18 protein-coding genes and 1 tRNA gene are annotated in these 21,362 nt (G+C 43.2%); 2 read left to right on the top strand and 17 right to left on the bottom strand.

Annotated elements, in window-relative coordinates; genetic code table 11:
- Positions 1 to 15: 15 nt before the first annotated feature.
- The 11 genes from LZG73_RS20710 to smpB form a co-directional block, all read right to left on the bottom strand.
- The gene (locus tag LZG73_RS20710; protein WP_233854207.1) at positions 16 to 1,119 is read right to left on the bottom strand and encodes a cytochrome c oxidase subunit II; all 1,104 of its coding nucleotides are present in this window, start codon (positions 1,117 to 1,119) and stop codon (positions 16 to 18) included.
- Positions 1,120 to 1,140: 21 nt separating this feature from the next.
- Positions 1,141 to 2,496, bottom strand: coding sequence for a quinol:cytochrome C oxidoreductase (locus LZG73_RS20705; protein WP_233854206.1), 1,356 nt, complete (start codon positions 2,494 to 2,496; stop codon positions 1,141 to 1,143).
- A gap of 33 nt (positions 2,497 to 2,529) precedes the next feature.
- Complete coding sequence (locus LZG73_RS20700) at positions 2,530 to 3,156, bottom strand: cytochrome c (RefSeq protein ID WP_233854205.1); 627 nt, start codon at positions 3,154 to 3,156, stop codon at positions 2,530 to 2,532.
- Positions 3,156 to 3,686, bottom strand: a complete 531-nt coding sequence (locus LZG73_RS20695; RefSeq protein WP_233854203.1) for a DUF3341 domain-containing protein — start codon at positions 3,684 to 3,686, stop codon at positions 3,156 to 3,158. The genes LZG73_RS20700 and LZG73_RS20695 overlap by 1 nt, the downstream gene beginning before the upstream one ends.
- A gap of 32 nt (positions 3,687 to 3,718) precedes the next feature.
- A complete protein-coding gene (gene nrfD / locus LZG73_RS20690) occupies positions 3,719 to 5,152 on the bottom strand; it encodes an NrfD/PsrC family molybdoenzyme membrane anchor subunit (RefSeq protein ID WP_233854201.1) in 1,434 nt (477 codons plus the stop codon).
- Between the two features lie 50 nt (positions 5,153 to 5,202).
- Complete coding sequence (locus tag LZG73_RS20685; protein WP_233854199.1) at positions 5,203 to 8,277, bottom strand: TAT-variant-translocated molybdopterin oxidoreductase; 3,075 nt, start codon at positions 8,275 to 8,277, stop codon at positions 5,203 to 5,205.
- Between the two features lie 47 nt (positions 8,278 to 8,324).
- Positions 8,325 to 9,623 (bottom strand): c-type cytochrome, encoded by a 1,299-nt coding sequence (locus tag LZG73_RS20680; RefSeq protein WP_233854191.1) that lies wholly within the window; start codon positions 9,621 to 9,623, stop codon positions 8,325 to 8,327.
- A gap of 275 nt (positions 9,624 to 9,898) precedes the next feature.
- A tRNA-Cys gene (locus LZG73_RS20675) sits at positions 9,899 to 9,969 on the bottom strand.
- A gap of 82 nt (positions 9,970 to 10,051) precedes the next feature.
- Positions 10,052 to 11,878 carry a 30S ribosomal protein S1 gene (gene rpsA, locus LZG73_RS20670; protein ID WP_233854190.1) on the bottom strand — a complete coding sequence of 609 codons (1,827 nt, stop codon included), beginning with the start codon at positions 11,876 to 11,878 and terminating at the stop codon, positions 10,052 to 10,054.
- Positions 11,879 to 12,076: 198 nt separating this feature from the next.
- Positions 12,077 to 12,586, bottom strand: coding sequence for an HNH endonuclease (locus LZG73_RS20665; RefSeq protein WP_233854189.1), 510 nt, complete (start codon positions 12,584 to 12,586; stop codon positions 12,077 to 12,079).
- Between the two features lie 77 nt (positions 12,587 to 12,663).
- Complete coding sequence (gene smpB / locus LZG73_RS20660) at positions 12,664 to 13,122, bottom strand: SsrA-binding protein SmpB (RefSeq protein ID WP_233854187.1); 459 nt, start codon at positions 13,120 to 13,122, stop codon at positions 12,664 to 12,666.
- 61 nt (positions 13,123 to 13,183) lie between these two features.
- On the opposite strand from smpB, the gene LZG73_RS20655 reads away from it, so the two are divergent.
- Complete coding sequence (locus LZG73_RS20655; RefSeq protein ID WP_233854184.1) at positions 13,184 to 13,663, top strand: nuclear transport factor 2 family protein; 480 nt, start codon at positions 13,184 to 13,186, stop codon at positions 13,661 to 13,663.
- 1 nt (position 13,664) lies between these two features.
- Here LZG73_RS20655 and LZG73_RS20650 read toward each other — a convergent pair whose 3' ends face one another.
- Both LZG73_RS20650 and accD read right to left on the bottom strand, forming a co-directional pair.
- Positions 13,665 to 14,642 (bottom strand): radical SAM protein, encoded by a 978-nt coding sequence (locus LZG73_RS20650; protein WP_233854183.1) that lies wholly within the window; start codon positions 14,640 to 14,642, stop codon positions 13,665 to 13,667.
- Position 14,643: 1 nt separating this feature from the next.
- Positions 14,644 to 15,486: an acetyl-CoA carboxylase, carboxyltransferase subunit beta gene (gene accD, locus LZG73_RS20645; RefSeq protein WP_233854182.1), complete on the bottom strand. Its 843-nt coding sequence runs from the start codon at positions 15,484 to 15,486 to the stop codon at positions 14,644 to 14,646.
- Positions 15,487 to 15,726: 240 nt separating this feature from the next.
- Between accD and LZG73_RS20640 the strand changes: the two genes are divergently transcribed.
- A complete protein-coding gene (locus LZG73_RS20640; protein ID WP_255697311.1) occupies positions 15,727 to 16,269 on the top strand; it encodes an NADPH-dependent FMN reductase in 543 nt (180 codons plus the stop codon).
- 34 nt (positions 16,270 to 16,303) lie between these two features.
- On the opposite strand, the gene ftsZ is transcribed toward LZG73_RS20640, so the two are convergent.
- From ftsZ to murC, 4 genes are read right to left on the bottom strand one after another with little or no spacing between them, the layout of a single operon-like run.
- The gene (gene ftsZ, locus LZG73_RS20635) at positions 16,304 to 17,734 is read right to left on the bottom strand and encodes a cell division protein FtsZ (RefSeq protein WP_233854181.1); all 1,431 of its coding nucleotides are present in this window, start codon (positions 17,732 to 17,734) and stop codon (positions 16,304 to 16,306) included.
- A 37-nt stretch (positions 17,735 to 17,771) separates the two neighbouring features.
- Positions 17,772 to 19,127, bottom strand: coding sequence for a cell division protein FtsA (ftsA, locus tag LZG73_RS20630; protein ID WP_233854179.1), 1,356 nt, complete (start codon positions 19,125 to 19,127; stop codon positions 17,772 to 17,774).
- 15 nt (positions 19,128 to 19,142) lie between these two features.
- Positions 19,143 to 19,919, bottom strand: a complete 777-nt coding sequence (locus LZG73_RS20625; protein WP_233854177.1) for a cell division protein FtsQ/DivIB — start codon at positions 19,917 to 19,919, stop codon at positions 19,143 to 19,145.
- Positions 19,920 to 19,944: 25 nt separating this feature from the next.
- On the bottom strand, positions 19,945 to 21,336 hold the full coding sequence (gene murC, locus LZG73_RS20620; RefSeq protein WP_233854175.1) for a UDP-N-acetylmuramate--L-alanine ligase: 1,392 nt from the start codon (positions 21,334 to 21,336) through the stop codon (positions 19,945 to 19,947).
- Positions 21,337 to 21,362 lie beyond the last annotated feature (26 nt).

Here is a 21,362-nt window from a genome sequence, read left to right as displayed (position 1 = left end):
ATTTAATTTAAATAACTAGCGTAAACTTGTGCTGCTTCCTGCACCGGCAGAAGTAGTTGAACTGTCTGCGGGAGTAGCTGCTTCCGCAGGTAAAAATTTCATTGCCTTTGCCTTCAAATTCTCAGGCACTTTTGCAAGATACTCTGGGTATGTCTGCAAGAAAGTTGCTTGCTCAGCACACCACTTTTTATAAGAAGCTTCATCCTCAACGATCAGCCTCATCTTCATAGAAAAGTGTCCCTGGCCGCAAACTTCTGTACAAGCAATTTCATAATCAAAATTAGCATTGCCCGTTTCTGCACGCATATCGGCTGTTGTTTTATCAGCAACAAACCAAAACTTAGTCGGCATACCCGGGACCGCATCCATCTTCACTCTCATATGTGGAATGAAAACGCTGTGCAATACATCCCTTGCACGAATTCTCAACAAAACGGGACGGTTAACAGGAATGTGCATTTCACTAGGATTGGTAAAGTCGTCAAACGAATTCTCATCTGACAAATCGATACCGACCTCGTTCTGCGCATCAATCAACTTGTAATTGTAATCCCCAAGTTTGTTATCAGCAGATCCAGAATAACGCGCAATCCAGTTAAACTGCTTGCCGGTGATTTCAATAACCTCTGCATCACGCGGCGCATCCGATGTGATATCAGACCAAGCTTTCCAACCTGTAAATACAAGAAGAGCCATTACGATAGCTGGAACGATTGTCCAGATCAACTCTAATCTGTGGTTGTCAGGATAGAAAGATGCACGATGATTTTTCTTGTGCTGATATTTCCAGGCAAAGAAGAAGATAAGGAAATTGACAATGATAAACGGAATTGTCAAAATACCCATTGAAAACCAAAAAAGATCGTCAGTCCTGCGACCATGAATCGAAGATGCCTCTGGCAGGAAAAACTCCCTCGCGTGAAGATAAGACCAGGTAATTGTTATCGCTCCAACAATTAATACAACGATAAACATGGCACCGTTCCACTTATTTCCCGATGGCTCCGCATCTGGTGAGTCGGAGTTATTGACGTTTTTAAGCACATTCTGAAGCCTGGAAATCACAACACCTGTGATGACCAGAAATACAAGAGCAACTAATGCGATAATGATATACATAATGATAAACTGGTTTTGCAATTAGGCGATATCGTGATGCAATGATTCCTCCAACATTGGGTGGTTTCTTGGTATCAAATTCGCCTTCTCTAACTGACTTGCAATTGAATAACCGAACGCACAAATAAATAGAAGGAAAAATCCCCATTCCAACGGACCGAACCCTGCACTTGCCCCTAGCGTACCCGGCATTATATTGGTATAAAAATCCATATAATGACCAATGATCACACTCCAGCAAGCCACTTTAAGAATTGAATGTGTAAACTTTGCATCTCTTGTCATCAGGACAAGGAATGGAAAAAAGAAATTTAAGAACAATGTTATAAAGAACGGTACTTTGAAGAAGCCACCATGTCCCCTAAATCTTTCGAGATAATAAATCGTCTCCTCCGGTAAGTTAGCGTAATAGATAAGAAGGAACTGCGCAAACCATACATAGGTCCAAAAAATACTGAATGCGAAAACGAATTTACCTAAGTCACGCAAATGACTAGAATTCACTGCCCTTAGGTAACCTCTTTCTCTCAACATTACAATTGTCAACGTAATCACAGCTAAACCAGCTACGTGCCAGCTAGCAAGTGTATACCAACCAAACATTGTGCTAAACCAGTGTGTGTCAATTGACATTACAAAGTCCCAGGCTGATGTTGATGATGTTACACCAAAAACTACTAGAAACGCTGTTCCGAAACGAATCGACTTTTCGTAAAACTCGGTTCCGCCAATCTCATCCTCTTGTAAAGAAAGGTTACGGATCACTCTCCAAAGGCCATACCAAACAACAAAGTAAAATACCAAACGAAAGACAAAGAATGGTGTATTTAAAAAGCCACGCTTTCCGGCAATGATCGGGTCATATTCTGGCCCACCAACTTCATAAAGACCTTCGTGCGTCCAGTGAAAAAGCTCATGTCCACCGAAGAAAAAGGTAAGCAACATTACAATTCCCGTGAACGGTAAAAATGCTGGCAATGCTTCCGGCACTCTTTTGAATACAGCTGACCAACCTGCCTGAGCCAGATAATTGTATGATATGAAGAACATTCCGATAACTGCGAGACCAGTAAAATATACTGAATTAACCCAAAGGTTTACCCAAATACGCTTTACCCAACTAGCACCTTCATGTCCAGCGGCTGCCTCGTGTCCTGCCGCAGCACCGTGTTCCGCCGCACCATGTCCAACTGCCGCAGCTGCCTGTTCAGCACCATGTGCCGCAACTTCATGTCCTCCGCCGCCGTTAGCTGCCAAGTAAGCACCTAATAAAATCAGGGCAACGCCCACGCCTCCGCCAATGAGTAAATTCCTTTTAGCCCCCGATGTAAATTCAAACCGTTCTTCAATAGAAGGAATCGAATGTGCTGATGCCATTATTTAATTTATTTCTCTGTTATCAAAAAGTAATTAAGCTCCCTTCTGCAATTTTTGCACGTAATGCACAATCTTCCAGCGCTCTTCAGGATTTATCTGAGATCCGTGTGGCCACATACGACCTTTTCCATGTGTAATCACGTGAAAAATATGACCTTCATTTAAATTTTTGTAAGCATCGCTCGCGTAGTTAGGAACCCCTTTGTACATCGCTCCAACCTTACCATCACCGGCACCAGTGGCGCCATGGCAATGCTGGCAATATCTGTCATATAACACTTTGCCCTCTGCTAATGTATTGTCATTTGCAGGAATTGGGTTTTTTAGATCACGTTCAGCAATTGAAATGCTATCCGCCGGAATGTTATAAACCATCAAATCTGTGCTAACTGAATCCTTATTCTCACCAAACGATGTCTGATAATTACGTCTGGCAACTGTTCCAGCAACCGGAAGTCTCATGGTCAATCCCATTGGATTAATCGGGTTGGCTTTATCTTGCTTGTAAGGTTCGTAACCAACAGGAAGGTACATATTGGGAGCAAACTCCTTTCCTGGATCGTTTGAATCCCTCGTGCAACCGGCCGCGGCTGTAAGCATTACGGCAGCAACCAACAGATATTTATATAAATCGTTAAATCTCATTTTTTTAAACTCCATTAAAATTGCTTTACGTTGACTTCCTCAGCACCGCTATCTCTCAATGCGCGTGAGATCTCATCTTCTGTCATGGAATTGCGACCTAACTCAATTGCCATTACAAATTTGTTATCAGTGGAACGTACATCGAATCTTGGATGAAAGTGCGTGCCGGGTCCCAGGCCATTTGAAATAAAGAATGTCGTAACCATACCAAAGGCAGTAAACAACACGGTAAGCTCAAATGTGATCGGAATGTAATTTGGAATTGAAATTGGGTCCTTACCTCCCACAATCATTGGCCAGTCAATTCCCATTGTCCAAATCATCAATGTTAAGGCAACGCAGCATCCTGTAACACCGAACATAAATGCGGCAATCCCGATTCTTGTTCTTGGGTGACCCAAGGCTTCATCCAATCCGTGTATCGGAAAAGGAGAATACACTTCTTTAATTTTTACTCCTGCCTTCCTAAGCTTGGGAACTGCGTGAAGAACAGTATCATCATCGTCATAAACTCCGACCAAATATTTACCAGATATCTCTGCCATATTATTACTTGTATTAAAATACTGTCAGTCAATTATTCTTTGTCTTTGTCAAAAGCCGGTTCTGCCGTTCCACGCTGCCTAACTTTTGCAACACCTGCAATTTTTCCCGGCAACTGAGCGGAGGTCGAACGAATCACAGCTTTAACCTCGGCCATATTCACTACTGGTAAATATTTGGAGAACAGCAAGAATAAGGTAAAGAATAAACCAAATGAGAAAATGTAGTCACCAATGTCATAACGAGTCGGCGAGAACATCGCCCAGCTTGAAGGAATATAGTCACGGTGAAGAGAAGTCACAATGATAACAAAACGCTCAAACCACATACCAATATTAACTACCACTGAAATGAAGAACGTGAAAGTGATGCTTCTTCGTAGTTTCCTAGACCAGAACAACTGTGGAGAAATCACATTACAAGTCATCATCGCCCAATATGCCCACCAATAAGGACCGGTCATACGGTTAAAGAATGCATAATATTCGTATTCTACGCCTGAATACCAGGCTATAAAGAACTCAGTGATATATGCGACACCTACAACAGAACCAGTCAGGGTGATAACCTTGTTCATGGTTTCAATGTGTTCTAGTGTAATGTAATCTTCAAGACGATATACAACTCGCGTGATCAACATCAAGTTTTGCACCATTGCAAATCCAGAGAAAATAGCACCAGCAACGAAATAAGGAGGGAAAATCGTCGTATGCCATCCTGGTATAACAGACGTTGCAAAGTCCATACTTACAATTGTGTGAACCGAAAGCACAAGTGGCGTAGATAAACCCGCAAGAATTAAGCTGATGTATTCATATCTGGCCCAAGTTTTTGCTGAACCATCCCAACCCATCGCAAAAGTGCCATACATCAACCGAGAAATTTTGCTTGTTGCGCGGTCACGAATTGTTGCAAGATCCGGGATAAGACCAATGTACCAAAACACTAATGAAACGGAGAAATATGTACTAATAGCAAATACGTCCCATACAAGTGGTGAGTTGAAGTTAACCCATAACGACCCGAATGCGTTTGGTAAAGGAAGCGCCCAATATGCAAGCCAAGGACGACCCATGTGCATTAGAATAAATGAGGCTGCACAGATAACCGCAAAAATCGTCATTGCTTCTGCTGCACGGTTAATGGACGTTCTCCATTTTTGGCGGAATAAAAGTAAGATCGCAGAGATCAGCGTTCCCGCGTGACCGATACCAACCCACCATACAAAGTTTGTGATATCCCATGCCCAGCCCACTGTTTTGTTCAGACCCCATACACCAAGCCCTTCCCACCAGGTCCAAGCAAGACAAACAGACCCATAAGCCAAAACAATTAGGGAAATCCCGAAAGCAATTTTCCATTCTTTGGTTGGGGGCCCTTCTACATGTCGGCATATGTCTTCCGTCACGTCTGCGTACGTTTTCCCACCTTGGATCAGCGGTTCTCTTACGGGTGAAGTAACATGCATACTACTATGATTTATAATGATTTAACCTTCTTAAAACTTAACTATGCAATTTATGCCGGCTGCTTGCTGGTCTCTACATCCTTGTTTCTAACCTTCGTAAGATATGCAACCTGAGGACGGGTGTTAATTTCTTCCAACATGTGGAATGCACGCCCTTCTCTTTCTTCTTCAAGCACTTGTGAAATTCTGCTTTCAGGATCGTTCATATCTCCAAACGTAATCGCATTTGTAGGACAAGATTGCGCACACGCTGTTATAATTTCCCCGTCAGCAACGCGTCTTCTCTCTTTTCTGGCTGTCAGCTTGCCTTCTTGAATGCGTTGCACGCACATTGAGCATTTCTCGATTACTCCTCTTGAACGAACGGTCACATCAGGATTGATGGCCATTTTGCCAAGATCGTTGTTGAAGTTGTAATCAAAATTATCGTTATCAAAATATTTGAACCAGTTGAAACGACGCACTTTATAAGGGCAGTTATTTGCACAGTAACGTGTTCCAACGCAACGGTTGTAAGTCATTTGGTTCAAGCCTTCAGAGCTATGTGTTGTCGCAAGTACAGGACAAACCGTTTCGCAAGGAGCATTGTTGCAATGCTGGCAAAGCATTGGCTGGAAAGTAACGTCCGGATTTTGTGAAGCAATTTCCATTGCTTTATAATCGCCAACTTCTGCATCAGAGCTATAATAGCGGTCAATGCGCATCCAGTGCATTTCGCGTCTATTGATTACTTCCTGTCTTCCAACAACCGGAATGTTGTTTTCCGAAATACAGCTTACTACACAAGATCCACAACCAACACAAGAGTTAAGGTCAATGACCATTCCCCACGAGTGATTTTTATATTTGTGTCCATTCCATAAAGTTAAATCAGTCGCGTCAACCGCTCCTTCTGAAGTTTCTACTTTCGGAACAAACCGACCTGCCAAAGGATCTTTTTGGAATTTAGATAGAATAGTTTCTTGCAAAACAGACTTACGACCCATAACCGTGTCGTGCGTCTGCGTCTGCGCTATTTCACGGAACTCACCCGTTTTAGTAATTGTAGCCTCACCTGGATAAAGTGACACGAATCCAGCATTGATTGTAGCAAACGGATATACATTTTTTCCAACTCCGTCACCAGATTTACCAGACTTTTCACGTCCATATCCAATTGATACTGCAACGGTTCCATTAGGTTGTCCCGGTTGGATCAAAATTGGAAGTTCAACAGATTTACCTTTTGCTTCGACTTTCACTACATCACCCTGTACTACACCAAGGTCGGTCGCGGTCTTCTGCGAAACACATGCGTGATTATCCCAAGTTGCCTTTGTAACTGGATCAGGAAGCTCTTGCAGCCAAGGGTTATTCGCAAATGCACCAGTTCCGATTGCCACATTTTCGTAAAGTGCCAATTCGATTCCTGAACCTGCCTTTGCGCCTCTGCCGACGGCGGCTGCTGCCTCAGCAATATTTCCTGCGAATGTTGCGCCAGTGCCTGCGGCACGCGTTCCCTGAAACACGCCGTCATGCAGTGACTGTATCCAGAACTTTTCAAAATCTCCCGTTCCGCCCTGAGCAAAAACATTGCTTCTCCAATAAGCCTTCACATATTCATGAAAGTCAAAAGGTCGGCCCGCCCATTTCAAGAGGCTTGCTTGTGCCTGGCGTGTATTGAAGATCAAGCTAATCGTTGGCTGAGCCAAACTGAACAATCCAGCTTTTGGCTCGGCATCGTTCCAAGACTCCAAATAATGAGGAGCTGGACAAATATATTTTACCAGTGACGAAGTCTCGTCTGCACGGTGGCTGAATGAAATACCAAGTTTAACTTTCGGAAGCGCAGCTGCAAGTTCAGCACCACGAGGATGATCATAAACAGGATTTGCACCATAAATGATGACACCTGCAACTTTTCCACCCTTCACTTCATCAATGAACTCATTCATAAGCACATCATTGCCTTGACGCAAGTTCAATGGTGTGTCCAGATCGATCGTGGACCCGTAACTTCCAAGCAATGCATTCAATCCGTTCACCACAGTTTGCACCGCAGGATCATTGATTCCGCAAACTACAATTGCTTGCCCTTTCGCTGCGATCAGATCAGCAGCAGCTTTATCAAGATTAGGAACCTGTAATGCGGAAGCCGTTATTGACGTACCACCAAGTTTGGAAGCGACTTTGTTGTATAAGTTTGTAACGACCGCTCCAATTTCTGATGGCTTAACCGCTCCGCGATAGTCAGCATTAGAACCAGTTAATGACAGTCTTGTCTCAAACTGATAGTGCCTCGACATTTCCTTCTTGCCGTCTTTTCCACTGCTCAGGCGACGCGTTTCAGCATATTGACTAGCAAAGCCATCCGCCATAACCCACGAACCAAGAAAATCTGCATCGATCCCAACGATTACTTTTGCCTTACTAAAATCATAGGATGGGAAAACAGCCTTTCCAAAAGAAAGCTCATTAGCCCTTACAATTGCATATGACGAATTCGCATCATACATAATATGGCGCGTAGTCGGGAATTTCGTAGTAAAGTCTGCAATAACTGCTTTTGTCGAAGGGCTTACTATTGTTGGGGAGACAATGCGAATGGCGCCTCCACTGGCAGCAATTTGGTTAAGTTGGTCTTGAATTTCTTTGTCAACTGTGTCCCAGCTAACTTTTGTATCATCGCCTTTTTTAGGGCCTCTTAATTTTTCGTTATCATAAAGCCCAAGCAATGATGCCTGAACTCTTGCACTGGTTCCCGTTGAAATTGTCGAAAGTGCATTTCCTTCAATTTTAACCGGACGCCCTTCGCGCGTCTTCACCAGAATGCTTGCGTAGTCTCCACCTTCCATATAAGTAGAAGCATACCAGTTTGCAATCGTAGGAAATTCACCCTCAGGCTTATTTACGTAAGGAATTGCTTTTTTAACGGGAGTTTCACAAGCCGCCAATGACACGGCAGCCATACCAAAACCTAAAACCTTAAGAAAGTCACGTCTATGAGTACCTGATCCATCAAGCAAATTTTCATACTGGTTTTGAGCAGGCGCTTCACCGAATTCCGAAGAAGCGTTTTTTACAAACGACTCGTCATTCCGCAATTCTTCAAGCCCTCTCCAGTATCTTTTATTTGTATTTTCCATAAAAAATTAAATACAATGAGTTGTATTCTGGTATTAATGTTTTTTGATTAATAATGGCATTTAGAACATTCCAACCCACCAATATCAGCCACTTTCAGTGCTTCCTTACTTTCACCAGCATGCAGTTGTACTAATTTATCATAGTATTTGTTGTCTTTCGTGTTGACCTCAGTCTTACGGTGACAATCAATACACCATCCCATTGTGAGGGATGAGCGCTGCTGAATAACTTCCATTTTCTCAACTTCGCCGTGGCAGTTCTGACATTCCAGTCCACCGACGTTAACGTGCTGAGCATGATTAAAATACGCCAAATCGGGAAGATTGTGAACCCTAACCCATTCAATTGGCTGGTTATTTTCAATCGAAGTATAGATCTTTTGAATTTCAGGAGATTCTTTCTTGATAACTCCGTGACAGTTCATACAAATGTTAGCCGAAGGAATGTGCGCTGACTTACCTCTGTTAACACCTGTGTGACAGTAGTTACAATCGATTTTATACTCGCCTGCGTGCAATTTGTGTGAGAACGAAATAGGCTGTTTTGGAGCATAACCTTGCTGCACACCAACGCTATACGCACCATCAATGGTTGCCTTCAAAACAAGTAAAACAAATATCCAGATCGTTGCAGAACGAATGGCGGGGTCACTGGCAATTCTTTTGAGTGAGCTGCCAAGACGCGTCATAAAATCCTCTTTCTCAACAACCACACCTGGCTCTCCGCTAACGGCTTTCGACAGCAATGAAACGATCACCAAGAGAACTCCAAGCACCAGAAGCATCACAACAACAAGCGCTCCAAGCACAATCACAAACAAATCCGAAGGACCACCGCCTTGTGCAGATGCTGCTCCACCAGAAGCTCCGCCAGCAGCAGGTGCCGCGGCAGCCGCAGGTGCAGCTGCGCCTGCCTGGTCTATGTATGCAAAAATCCCCTTGATATCATCATCTGATAAGTTGGGGAAACTTGTCATTTGAGCCTTAGCGTACTCGTTATAGATTTTCACAGCATACGGATCACCTGAAGCGATAACAGCCTGAGAGTTACGTACCCATTTTGAAAGCCAGGCAAAATCATGACGTGCACTTGCCCCCTTCAAACCTGGACCAACAACGCGCTCATCCGTAACAGCATGGCATTGCGCACAGTTATTTTTGAAAAGAGCTTCCCCTTTGGCTGCGTCGCCGCCCCCTGCGGGTGCAGCCCCAGCAGCAGCCGTGCTGTCCTGAGCATATACTAAGCTTGGAATGCTTAATAAGATAGCTATTACGATAGCTACAAATGTTTTTGAGTAACTAAAGAAGGAACAAAACTTAGAGTCCTTTCGGAATGGTATATTCATAATCAACTATTCATTATTCTTCAACAGACAAAACTAGCTCACGATTTTTTATCCACAAAAGTATTTAGGGGATATTTTAGGTGCCCTTCTTATTTATAATTTGTCTAATTTATCGATATTTTTTTCAGTTTTTCTCTTCGCTAATAACTCCTGAATATCAATAAGTTAGAATAAAAAAGTGCCATTTGGAAACCTTCATTTCGGCTTTCTCCAAATGGCACTTTTTGAGTATTTTTTTGTGTGCCATGGCAGGCGCCATACACACAATCTATGGGAGGTTCCGAGCGGATTCGAACCGCTGTACGAGGTTTTGCAGACCTCTGCCTAGCCACTCGGCCACGGAACCAAAATTGGATTAGCTGCTGCTTGCGCTGGCAGCTAATCCGGGTGCAAAAGTATCAAAAAAATTCGCTACTTAGCTATATTGTTTACTTTTTTCCTTTCTTTTCGCTTTCTTCCATTTGCTCTTTCAATGCTGAAAGAACGCTTAAGTCTCCGAAAGTAGATTTCTCACCTTCTTTGGTTGAGTCAGCAACAGGAGCGCTTTTCGCAGGAGCAGATGACTGCGCTTTTGTAGGACGGTCTTCTTTCTTCTCTTCTGGAGCAGGCGCTGCTTTGGTTACTTTGGAATGCGTAAGAACGATTTTCTTCTCGTCTTTCAAGAACTCAAGAACAGTAAAGTCAAGGCTTTCACCTACTTCTGCCACCGTTCCATCTTCTTTCGTCAGGTTTTTGATAGCTGAAACGCCTTCAATTCCGTAAGGAAGTTCAAGTGTTGCGAACTTATCACCTTTAGCAACGATCGTAGATTTATGAACAGAACCGACTTCAAAGATGCTTTCGAAAGTATCCCATGGGTTTTCTTCAAGTTGTTTGTGACCAAGAGCCAGACGACGGTTGTCAGCATCAAGTTCAAGAACTACAACTTCAAGCTCGTCATTTACTTTAACGAAGTCAGAAGGATGTTTGATTTTCTTGGTCCATGAAAGGTCAGAAACGTGTACAAGACCGTCGATTCCTTCTTCAAGCTCAATGAACAAGCCGAAGTTGGTAAGGTTACGAACCACACCTTTGTGACGTGTTCCGATTGCGTATTTCTCTTTCAAAGAAGCTTGTGTCCAAGGATCTTCTGTCAATTGCTTAATTCCAAGAGACATTTTGCGTTCGTTGCGATCCAGAGTCAACACAACTGCACTGATCTCATCATTTACAGTCATAAATTCCTGAGGATTGCGCAGGTGCTGAGACCATGACATTTCAGAAACGTGGATCAAACCTTCAACACCTGGTTTGATTTCAAGGAATGCGCCGTAATCAGCAACATTAACGATACGACCTGTAACCTTCGATCCAACCTGGATTTCTTCTGCAAGAGAATCCCATGGGTGAGACTGAAGTTGTTTCAAGCCAAGAGAGATACGTTTTTTCTCTTCATCGAAATCCAAAACAACCACATTCAATTTCTGATCAAGCGCAAGCAAGTCAGATGGGTGGTTGATACGACCCCATGAAATATCTGTAATGTGAAGAAGACCATCTACACCACCAAGGTCAATGAACACACCGAAGTTTGTCATGTTCTTGATAACGCCTTCCAGAACTTGTCCTTTTTCAAGGTTATTCAAGATTTGCTGACGCTGTGCTTCAAGATCTTTTTCGATCAATATTTTGTGCGAAACAACTACGTTATCATTAGCATAATTGATCTTAACAACTTTAACCTCCATACGTTTTCCAACAAAAATGTCGAAATCGCGGATCGGTTTAACATCGATTTGTGAACCTGGCAAGAAAGCCTCGATGCCGAATATATCAACAATAAGACCACCCTTAGTTCTTCTTTTCACGTTAGCATCGATAACCACATCCTCGTCAAACGATTTCTGAATGTTATCCCATGCAGTAATAACTTTTGCTTTTTTGCGTGAAAGAACAAGCTGACCCTGAGCGTCTTCCTGGTTTTCTACGTAAACTTCCACTTCGTCGCCAATTTTCATTCCTGGCAAATCGCGGAATTCATTGGAAGAAACGATACCATCAGATTTGAAACCGATGTTAAGGATTACTTCCCGATCTGTAATACCAACTACAATACCTTTTACTACTTCTTTTTCCTGAACAGGAGAAATTGTAGTCTCATACATTTGTTCGAAACGATCGCGGTCTGCAGTTGAGTAACCCGTGCCGAAACCTTTGTCTGCTGCTTTATCCCAATCGAAATCAGGAAGTGGTTGATGTTGAATTTCCTTAGACATAAATAGGAATTATTGCTCTGTGTACATCAGCTTCCGAGCTAAATAGCTGAAAATTAGTTAAACAAGTGTTTTTGGAAAAATAGAGCGCAAAAGTACGCGTTTTCAAAATAACTTCCCAGGATGCCAGGATTTATATTTGAAAATCAGAAGAAAAAGGATATTTAAGGGAAGTGAAGGCTACGAAGTGAGGAACCATAATTAGTAAGTCCGTTCCTTTACGCCCAGATAGGGAAGCCATTCATCATCGGCCAGGCCGGAAAAATCTCTGATAAACATCAAAAAAGAGGGACGAAACGGACGCTGGCGGAGTGGCATTCCAACTTCTTCTGGAGTGTGATCGCCTTTTCGTGAATTACAGCGTTTGCAAGCGGTGGCGAGATTATCCCAGGTTGTTTTGCCGCCTCTGGATTTTGGGATAACATGGTCCAATGTGAGGTTATCGTGTGTGCCGCAATACTGACATCGATTACTGTCCCGCTTGAAAAGATTTTGCCTTGTCATTACAACACCGCGATACGGAATGTGAATGTAACGGTTCAGGCGGATCACGACGGGCATGGGATATTTGTCGTTAACCGTTCGGAGATAATGACGTGGTGATTCGGCCAGCATTTCGGCCTTGTTCATATACACTAACAAAAATGCCTTTGGAACTGTGCAAACACTTAACGCACTATAATCTTGATTAAGAACCAGTACTTTACCCATGAGCCCTTGAGGTATTTAATTCTGACAATATATGAATTTTTACCTTAAAAATCGCGCCGGGAAATTCAAAAAATATGCTAAAAATTCATCCGATCCGTTTCGCGCTTCACATCCCTTTCCTTGATCGTATCCCGCTTGTCGTATAGTTTTTTACCTTTTGCCAAAGCAATGTGCAATTTTGCAAGTCCGCGCTCGCTCGTAAACAATCTTACCGGAATGATCGTCAGACCCTGATCTTTCAGATTTTCCACCAACTTTTTCTTTTCTCTTTTAGTAATTAGCAATTTGCGATCCCGCATCGGATCGTGGTTGTAATGTGTGCCTTCCGTGTATGGGGAAATGTGTAAACTTCTGATAAACAACTCTCCGTCCATAAACAGACAATATGCATCCTGAAAATTCACCTTGCCTTGTCTGATTGACTTTATTTCTGTCCCCGTCAATGCCATGCCAGCCGTAAACTCTTCAATGAAGAAATATTCGAATGAGGCCTTGCGATTTTTAATATCTACTTTTTTAACTATTTTTTCCGACATAATTAATTCTCAAATTCAAAACGGGCTCAAAATTAAGCTTTTGTTAAAACTATACCAATTAATGAAAATCGCCATCACCTCCAATCATATCCGGCTCTCTCTACTGATCTTTTCCTTCGCTTTTTGCACATCAAGCGCCTTTTGCCAAAAATATGATCCCGGCATTATGCAGACAGTCAACACGTTATTTGATGGCATGCGCGCCGGAGATTCTTCAATGGTCCGCAGCGCCTTCGCAGTTGGGAGCTCTATGATGTCTGTTCCACAAAATCCGTCTGATTCAATTGCAATGAAAACGGAATCCATCAATGGTTTTGTCAAAGCTGTGGGAAAACCGCACGAACAAAAGTGGGACGAACAGATTTATGACGTCAAAATAACGGTGGATGGGCCGATGGCGATTGTATGGGCGCCATATAAATTCTTTCTGGGCGAGAAGTTTTCACATTGCGGCGTGAATGTGTTTACACTGATCAAAATAAGCACAGGATGGAAGATCAGTTCGATTACTGACACACGCAGAAAAGAGGGCTGCTTATAGTTTAAAACCCGACCATTTGCTTCCAGGTGCCTTTGATGCGGTTGTATTTAATGGTGCTGGGAAGAGCTTTCCACCAATATTTATTCACTTCGACTGCAAAAGAAGGCTGCATGTAACAATTGATCGCGCAGCCTTCGCAGGCGGGCAATTTACCTTCCAGCGCGACGAGTTTTTGCACTTCGTCAGAATGATACAATTCGAAAAGATTTCCTTCAATAGGAAAGTCTTTCAAACCTAAATGATAACATGGCAAAACCAATTTATTTTCCGGCGAAATGACGATCGTCGTGCTTGCCGCTTTGCAAATGGGATCGTTAACATGATTTCCTCCGTCCAGCCTTAGTTGGATAAATGCATCGTTGAGATAAACATTCTTTTGCTTTCCCCACCACGTCAGTTCATTCAAAGCCTCTTTCGAAAGATTTGAACCGACATTATTGTATTCAAAAACCGGATTCAGAATCAGGACAAGATCGTTAGGCACACAAACCTCTTCCCAAAGCTGCCGTATCTTATGCACATTATCTTCAAAAACAGTGAAAATGATGTCAGGACGCTCCCCTAGCGCTTTTGCCACAGCAATGGATTCCATTACTTTATCAAAACATTTGACTCCTCTGGATTGATCATGCTCGTCCCGATCAGGAGAGTCAAGGGAAAAATGGAGCATGTCAACGAGGCCGCGGAGTTTTTCCGCCTGTTTAGGATAAAGCAAACCATTGCTTGTCACGGTTGTGATCATGCCGTGGTCTTTGGCTTCTTTCAAAAGCAGATCCAACTGCCTGTGCAGCAATGGTTCGCCTCCGGTAAAATCAATGACTTTAACGCCTAGCTTTTTTAAATCCCTTAAATTTTCTCTTAGATTTTCAACCGTAATGTAAGGCGAAGGCTTCTCCCAAATGTCGCAAAAACTACATGATGCATTGCAGCGATAAGTCACGTAATAGTTGCAAAGAACCGGATGGGAGATCAAACGCATATCAACTGAGCATGTTGAGGAGACTTGTTAATTTATCTTTCAAATCCTTCCTATCCACGATGAAATCTAGAAATCCGTGTTCTAGAACGAATTCAGCACTTTGAAATCCTTTTGGCAAATCTTTACCAATCGTTTCACGGATAACACGGGGTCCTGCGAAACCGATCAATGCTTCTGGCTCGGAAATGTTGAAATCACCCAGCATTGCATAGGAAGCCGTAACGCCACCTGTTGTAGGATCTGTCAAAAGCGAAATGTATGGCACTTTGGCTTCGGATAACTGAGCCAGACGCGCGGAAGTTTTTGCCATTTGCATTAAAGAAAAACCTGCTTCCATCATACGCGCTCCACCCGACTTTGAGATCATTAAAAACGGATGCTTATTTTCTAACGCATAACTGATGGCACGGGCGATTTTCTCTCCCACAACCGAGCCCATTGATCCGCCGATGAAGTTGAAATCCATACAAGCGATTACAATATCCAGGCCATTCATTTTCCCATGACCAGTGCGAACTGCGTCCTTTAATCCAGTCTTCTGCATTGTCGATTTAATGCGGTCGGGATATGCTTTTGTATCAACAAAATGAAGGGGATCGCCGGAAGTTAGATTTTCATCCAGCTCGATAAATTCGTTATCATCAAAAAGCAAGCTGAAATAGACATCAGAACCCACTTTCTCATGATAGTTGCAATGCGGGCAAGTGAATGCATTCTGCTTATGTTCTCTGGTAGGCGTAATTTTCTTGCAATTGGAACATTGATACCATAACCCATCCGGAGCTTCACGCTTCATTTCAGTGGGTGTATTAATACCTTTCTCTTTGCGAATAAACCAGGACATATTTTTACGTGAGTTAATACATAAAAACCTGAATATCAGATTTTTAACTGCTTTTCGTGATGAATATTGGGCTCAAATATAGCAATAAATGTTGTGTATAATAAAACGATCTGCGGAGCCTTCTTCAATTCGCGTTGCGCTTTCCGACGCTTCTTGAACAATTTTGTTCTTAATTTGTTAATAAACCAGACGATTATTAACCCGACTGCATTAGTCCGGCAATTTCATTTTTGTTTTTCAATGACAACATCCTCTTCTCCCATTGTAATTATCGTTGGCACAAACAGGCCCAATTCGATGTCACGCAAGATTGCAGAATATTATCAGGAGATTCTGAACAACCTGAATGCACCAAACCTGATCCTGGATCTGATCAATTTGCCCAATGATTTCACTGTTTCCGCGATGTATGAAAATAGTGGCAAAAACGAGCAATTTAATAATTTGAAAGCCTTGCTTGAACAAACCGACAAGTTTGTGTTTATCGTCCCGGAATACAATGGATCGTATCCTGGTGTGCTCAAGGCATTCATTGATGGGCTTCCTTATCCCAACAGTTTCACTAATAAAAAAGCCGCACTGGTGGGCCTATCTTCAAATATGCAAGGCGCTGCTTTGGCGTTGAGTCACGTCAATGACGTTTTCAGCTATTTGGGCATGAATACGCTGGCTTTGCGCGTCAAGCTTGGACAGATCCGCGCTCATTATAGTGAAAATGTAATCACCAATGCCTTGTATAAAGAGTTGCTGGAATTGCAGGCTGGACAAATGATCCATTTCTAACGAAAAAAGGGAGCTTTCGCTCCCTTTTCAATGCTTATTTCAACCAATGCTGTTCCATTTCGGTGGCCGGAATCGCCGGGCGTTTCCAGAGCTCCACATGACTTCGGCGGAAAGCTGGCCCTTCAAGATCAGTAAACTTCACGAGCCCGTCTTTGAACGACGCAATCATTAGTTCAAGTTTTCCGATCTCCTGGTTGTCCCAGTCATTATTTCCTTCAATGTCCGTAATGGGCAGTTGTTTATATCCGTCTGAGATAATTTCGTTGTCAAGAATCAGGTCAATTGGGCCTGTTGGCGTGCTTTCTTCCAGTTCGCTTGTATAAACAATTTCCTGAACCGGCTCCGCAATCACTTCTATTTTTGGTGCGACAACAGGCGCTGGCTCAACCAATTTACCTTTCAATCCACTGCGTAATTCTATTCCTGGAATGGGTGATTCAATGCTATCAAAACCTGCGGCTACAATCGTTACCCGCAGCTTGTCACCCAATGAATCGTCTGTAATCGTTCCCAGTTTGAACATACGCGCTTCTCCACCAACTTGCGAAAGAACATAACGCCAGATTTCGCGTTGCTCCTTCATCGTTGCCTCTTTTTTCTTGCTAGTGGCAAGCGTCACAAGAATGCGTTTTGCCCCACGAATGTCTCTATCATTCAATAACGGCGAATCCAAGGCCTCTTTAATAGCCATTGAAGCGCGGTCGGCTCCGGTTGCCTCAGAAGTTCCCATTACTGACTGCCCAGCGTTTTTTAACACTTTTTCAACGTCCTTAAAATCCGTGTTGATATTCCCGTTTGTCGTGATTATTTCGGAAATACTTTTCACTGCATTCAAAAGAATTCCGTCCGCCTCGGCGAAAGCCTGCGTCAGCGTCATGTCTTCGTAAAGTTCTTCAAGCTTATCATTTAACACCACAAGCACGGTGTCGCTGTATTCTTTCAATTGCTCAATCCCTTCCAGTGCCTGCTCTTTTTTATCGAGTCCTTCCCAGGTGTATGGCGCTGTCACAACTGCAACGGTCAGCTTGCCCATTTCCTTGGCAAGTTGCGCAATTACGGGAGCTGCACCGGTTCCTGTTCCACCGCCCATACCAGCGGTGATAAACACCATTTGTGTAGATCCGCCGAGCAAATTTTTGATTTCTTCAATGGTTTCGAGGGCTGCCTCTTTTCCCTTTGTGGCATCCGTTCCGGCTCCCAAACCTTGGGTTAATGTAGCACCAAGCTGGATTTTTACCGGCACCGGACTGTTGGCCAGAGCCTGGCGATCCGTATTACAAACTGCGAATTCAACATCTTTGATTTTTCTTTCAAACATGTAATTCACCGCATTACTTCCTCCACCTCCAACGCCAATCACTTTAATGATCGCTGGCTCCTCCTGGCGTTCACCAGTGGGCTGATCTTTTATGATTTCATTAACAATGTAGTCTTGGTCTAAAGATTGCAACAAGCTTTTATTCATATTTTCCGAGGTTAACGCGTGTAACTGCTTTGCTTAATCAATAGTCATCCAGACTATCATCTTTTTTACCAATAATGCTGTTGAAACTGTCCCAAAAAGTGCCATTCTTTTTTGCCGGCTCTTTTGTGACTGGTTTCGGTTTTTCTCTTTGTACAACAGCCCCTGTATTGAAAGAGGAAGTTGGTTTGCATATGGATTTAACCCTTGGATCAATGTTTTTTAGTCCGGCCCAGGCCAAACCGATTGCTGTGCTGTAAGAAGAATTGCTCACGGCATCCGCTTTGGCAGTTCTTTCCAGATTTTCCGGAAATCCAACGCGGACGGACAGGTTAGTGACTTTTTCAAAAAGCTTTTCTATCTCGTCAATATTTGCCGAACCTCCCGTAAGCACAAGGCCTCCGATCAGCTTGTCCAGATATCCTGACTTGATCACTTCTGCATAGACCATTGCAGCAATTTCTTTCAGCCTTTCCTCAATAATTAATGCAACATTTCTTTTTAAAACCTGCTTTGGAGCACGTCCTGCAAGGAAATTGACAAAGATTTCAATGTTAAGGGGAACGTCGGCAGCGATGGCAACGCCGTATTCGTGTTTCAACCTTTCCGCATTTTCAATCTGAATGCCGCAGCCTATTGCCAGGTCACTTGTTATGTGTCGGCCGCCGATCGGGAAGGTTGCAATGTGGCGGATAATGCTGTCGTGATATATAACAAGATCTGTGGTGTGATCTCCAATGTCCACCAGCGCGATGCCGGCTTTCATTTCGTTCTCATTTAAAACTGCGAGGCTTGTTGCCAGGGGAGCGAAGATCATTTTGTCGCACTTCAAATTTTGGTCTGCGTCGGCCAAACTTTTGTTGGTGCGTAAGATTGACTGGCTGTTTGCGGAAACAATGAGGAAATTGCCGCCTAATTTAATGCCCGTTCTGCCAACCGGCTCACGAACATTCATGGAATTATCAACTACAAATTCCATTGGTAAAACATGCAGCACATCGTAATTAGGCTCAATTTTCGCGCGATACATGTCGTCAACCAACTGATCCACATCGCGTTGCGTAACTTCCTCTCCCGATGATGCGGATGGCCTGATCACGCCATCGCTTTGTTTGGTAACCTTAACCTGCGTGCCTCCAAAGCTTACATTCACGACTGCAATGTCGAGATCTGAGCGAGATGAGGCTTCGGATAATGCCTCACGGATTGCACTTCCAACTTGTTTTATATTTTCAACAGCTCCGTTCACAACTGCGCCAGAAGGCACCGGAACTTCGCTAAAACCTAATATCTCAATGTTGTTTTTCCGGGAACCTGATGCGGCTCCCTGTGCTGCAACCACGGTAATTTTCGTGCTCCCAATATCAACTCCTACTACAATTTTATCGTGTGCCATGCTAATGGTGAATTATTATTCACAAACTATTTGATTCTGATACTTAATACTAATTTTCTTATATCTGCTCCAATCTTGGCTCAACACCCTGTTATAGAACATTTTAAGCTTTTCGAACTTAGACTCATAATTTTCTGCTGTTCCAAATTCAATTCGCTGGTCTCCTAAAACTGTCATTAGCGAGATTTCACCATCTTTATCTGCATTCAGCTGTGCCACTTGCGCTTTCCAAAAGGGATCTGTGTTCAGAAACTTTAAAAACTCCATCATAGATGCCCCTTTTGTTGTCTTCAATGTTTCTGCTTCATTAAAAAATGAACCGGAAACAAGCAATGCTCTCGCGGAATAACTGTCAGACAATGGAAAAAAAACGCCCTCATCACTGATATAGTATCCGGATGAATTGCGCATCTCGCCATTTTCGGAAGTGTTGATCCATCTGGCCAATGGCTTTTCCTGTTCAACTTCCACCACAACATTGCCTTTCAGGTCACGATAAACCTGGCATTTCCTGATAAGCTTGTTCCTGCGAACCCGATCTTCAAGGTTATGCAGGGCAACATCACTCAATCTGCTTCCCAACAAAGGATCTCCGCCGTTTTCAGTGACGAGCATCCTGATATCCATTTGATTAAGAAATCGCGTGCCTGAATCTCCTTGAATCGAAATTACCAGATTCGTACAACGCTGATTACCAAGCTTACTTTCGGCCATGCCTATCCCGGCAATCGGCAAAATGAGCCACAAACTGCGTTTCAACAAAAGCCATGGATAGTCAAATTTACGTAACATCTTAGTAATATTAAAAATGCTTTGACTAATTATTCACAATTGGAATATGCAATAAGTGCTTGATCGGCTCCACCAGCGTATCGATGTCTCCCGCCCCGATTGTGACCACAATATCCGTATTTAAACCAGCTAAAACGCTCAGTACTTTATCCTTAGCAACAAGCTGCTTGTCTTCCAAAGTCACCTTTTCGATCAGCATTTCAGAAGTCACGCCTTCAATCGGCAACTCTCTGGCCGGATAAATTTCCAATAGCAAAAGCCTGTCGGCCAGCGAAAGACTCTCTGCAAAACCATCTGCAAAATCGCGCGTCCGGGAGAACAAATGTGGCTGAAAAATGGCTGTAATGTGTCTTCCTGGATATAATCCCTTCACCGAAGAAAGGAATGCTTCAATTTCAGTAGGATGATGCGCATAATCGTCAATGTAAATATGTCCTTCTTCCTCAACCTGATATTCAAACCTCCGCTTCACACCGCCATAATTTTCCAATGCTTCTTTAATTTTCTCTTCACTCACGCCCACATACAAAGCCACAGCGCTGGCCGCAACGGCGTTTTCAATGTTATGATAACCCGGGATTTTCATTGCAATCGCTTCAATTTTTCCATCAGGATGGATTAGATCAAAGACGAAACGTGCATTGGCAATCCGAATGTTGTCGGAATGATAAGCTCCTGTTTTCAGTGAATAAGTCAAAACTTTTGCCTTGGTGGCCGCAGCAAGTCCGAGTCCGTCGCGCATGAAAAGCACGCCGTCGTCATCAATTTGACTTACATAATCTCTGAACGATTCTAGCACTGCCTCGTGCGCTCCGTAAATGTCCAAATGGTCCGCGTCCGTGGAAGTTACAATCGCGATCTCCGGAAAAAGTGTTAGAAACGACCGGTCGAACTCGTCTGCTTCAACCACACAAAAAACCGCTTCCAGATTATCCGTCGGCTCGTTCAGAAGCAAATTTGTTCCATAATTTTGGGTAATTCCGCCCAAAAAAGCGGTGCTATTAACGTTCGCATGCCTTAGTATATGCGCGACAATCGAGGAAGTTGTTGTTTTCCCATGCGTTCCTGCAACGCCGATTGTTCTTAAATTTTTTGTCAACAAACCCAAAACCTGTGACCTTTTCAGAATCAGGAAATTTTGATCCCGGAAATAATGCATTTGCTTGTGCTGCACAGGAACAGCTGGCGTATAAATCACAAGCGTGTCGTTTGGCTCTTTCAGAAACTCGGCGGGAATGCTTTCAATCTCATCTTCTAATGTAACCGGAATGCCTTCCTCCACTAGTTTTTGCACCAATGTTGTTGAAGTTTTATCGTAACCCGCCACAGCAAATCCATTTGCAGCAAACCATCTTGCCAATGCGCTCATGCCTATGCCGCCGATTCCAACAAAATATATGAATTTCCAATTTGTCATAGATGATGACATAAGATCTTGTCCTG

This window comes from Dyadobacter sp. CY326, from assembly GCF_021390515.1.
GTDB lineage: Bacteria > Bacteroidota > Bacteroidia > Cytophagales > Spirosomataceae > Dyadobacter.
Note: the sequence above shows the minus strand (reverse complement) of the source record. Positions and strands in the feature narration are given on the sequence as shown.

What these genes read in the sequence shown, in the direction of transcription:
- LZG73_RS20710 (WP_233854207.1), bottom strand. Translation starts at nt 1,119, where the DNA reads ATGTATATCATTATCGCATTAGTTGCTCTTGTATTTCTGGTCATCACA.
- LZG73_RS20705 (WP_233854206.1), bottom strand. Translation starts at nt 2,496, where the DNA reads ATGGCATCAGCACATTCGATTCCTTCTATTGAAGAACGGTTTGAATTT.
- LZG73_RS20700 (WP_233854205.1), bottom strand. Translation starts at nt 3,156, where the DNA reads ATGGAGTTTAAAAAAATGAGATTTAACGATTTATATAAATATCTGTTG.
- LZG73_RS20695 (WP_233854203.1), bottom strand. Translation starts at nt 3,686, where the DNA reads ATGGCAGAGATATCTGGTAAATATTTGGTCGGAGTTTATGACGATGAT.
- nrfD (WP_233854201.1), bottom strand. Translation starts at nt 5,152, where the DNA reads ATGCATGTTACTTCACCCGTAAGAGAACCGCTGATCCAAGGTGGGAAA.
- LZG73_RS20685 (WP_233854199.1), bottom strand. Translation starts at nt 8,277, where the DNA reads ATGGAAAATACAAATAAAAGATACTGGAGAGGGCTTGAAGAATTGCGG.
- LZG73_RS20680 (WP_233854191.1), bottom strand. Translation starts at nt 9,623, where the DNA reads ATGAATATACCATTCCGAAAGGACTCTAAGTTTTGTTCCTTCTTTAGT.
- rpsA (WP_233854190.1), bottom strand. Translation starts at nt 11,878, where the DNA reads ATGTCTAAGGAAATTCAACATCAACCACTTCCTGATTTCGATTGGGAT.
- LZG73_RS20665 (WP_233854189.1), bottom strand. Translation starts at nt 12,586, where the DNA reads ATGGGTAAAGTACTGGTTCTTAATCAAGATTATAGTGCGTTAAGTGTT.
- smpB (WP_233854187.1), bottom strand. Translation starts at nt 13,122, where the DNA reads ATGTCGGAAAAAATAGTTAAAAAAGTAGATATTAAAAATCGCAAGGCC.
- LZG73_RS20655 (WP_233854184.1), top strand. Translation starts at nt 13,184, where the DNA reads ATGAAAATCGCCATCACCTCCAATCATATCCGGCTCTCTCTACTGATC.
- LZG73_RS20650 (WP_233854183.1), bottom strand. Translation starts at nt 14,642, where the DNA reads ATGCGTTTGATCTCCCATCCGGTTCTTTGCAACTATTACGTGACTTAT.
- accD (WP_233854182.1), bottom strand. Translation starts at nt 15,486, where the DNA reads ATGTCCTGGTTTATTCGCAAAGAGAAAGGTATTAATACACCCACTGAA.
- LZG73_RS20640 (WP_255697311.1), top strand. Translation starts at nt 15,727, where the DNA reads ATGACAACATCCTCTTCTCCCATTGTAATTATCGTTGGCACAAACAGG.
- ftsZ (WP_233854181.1), bottom strand. Translation starts at nt 17,734, where the DNA reads ATGAATAAAAGCTTGTTGCAATCTTTAGACCAAGACTACATTGTTAAT.
- ftsA (WP_233854179.1), bottom strand. Translation starts at nt 19,127, where the DNA reads ATGGCACACGATAAAATTGTAGTAGGAGTTGATATTGGGAGCACGAAA.
- LZG73_RS20625 (WP_233854177.1), bottom strand. Translation starts at nt 19,919, where the DNA reads ATGTTACGTAAATTTGACTATCCATGGCTTTTGTTGAAACGCAGTTTG.
- murC (WP_233854175.1), bottom strand. Translation starts at nt 21,336, where the DNA reads ATGACAAATTGGAAATTCATATATTTTGTTGGAATCGGCGGCATAGGC.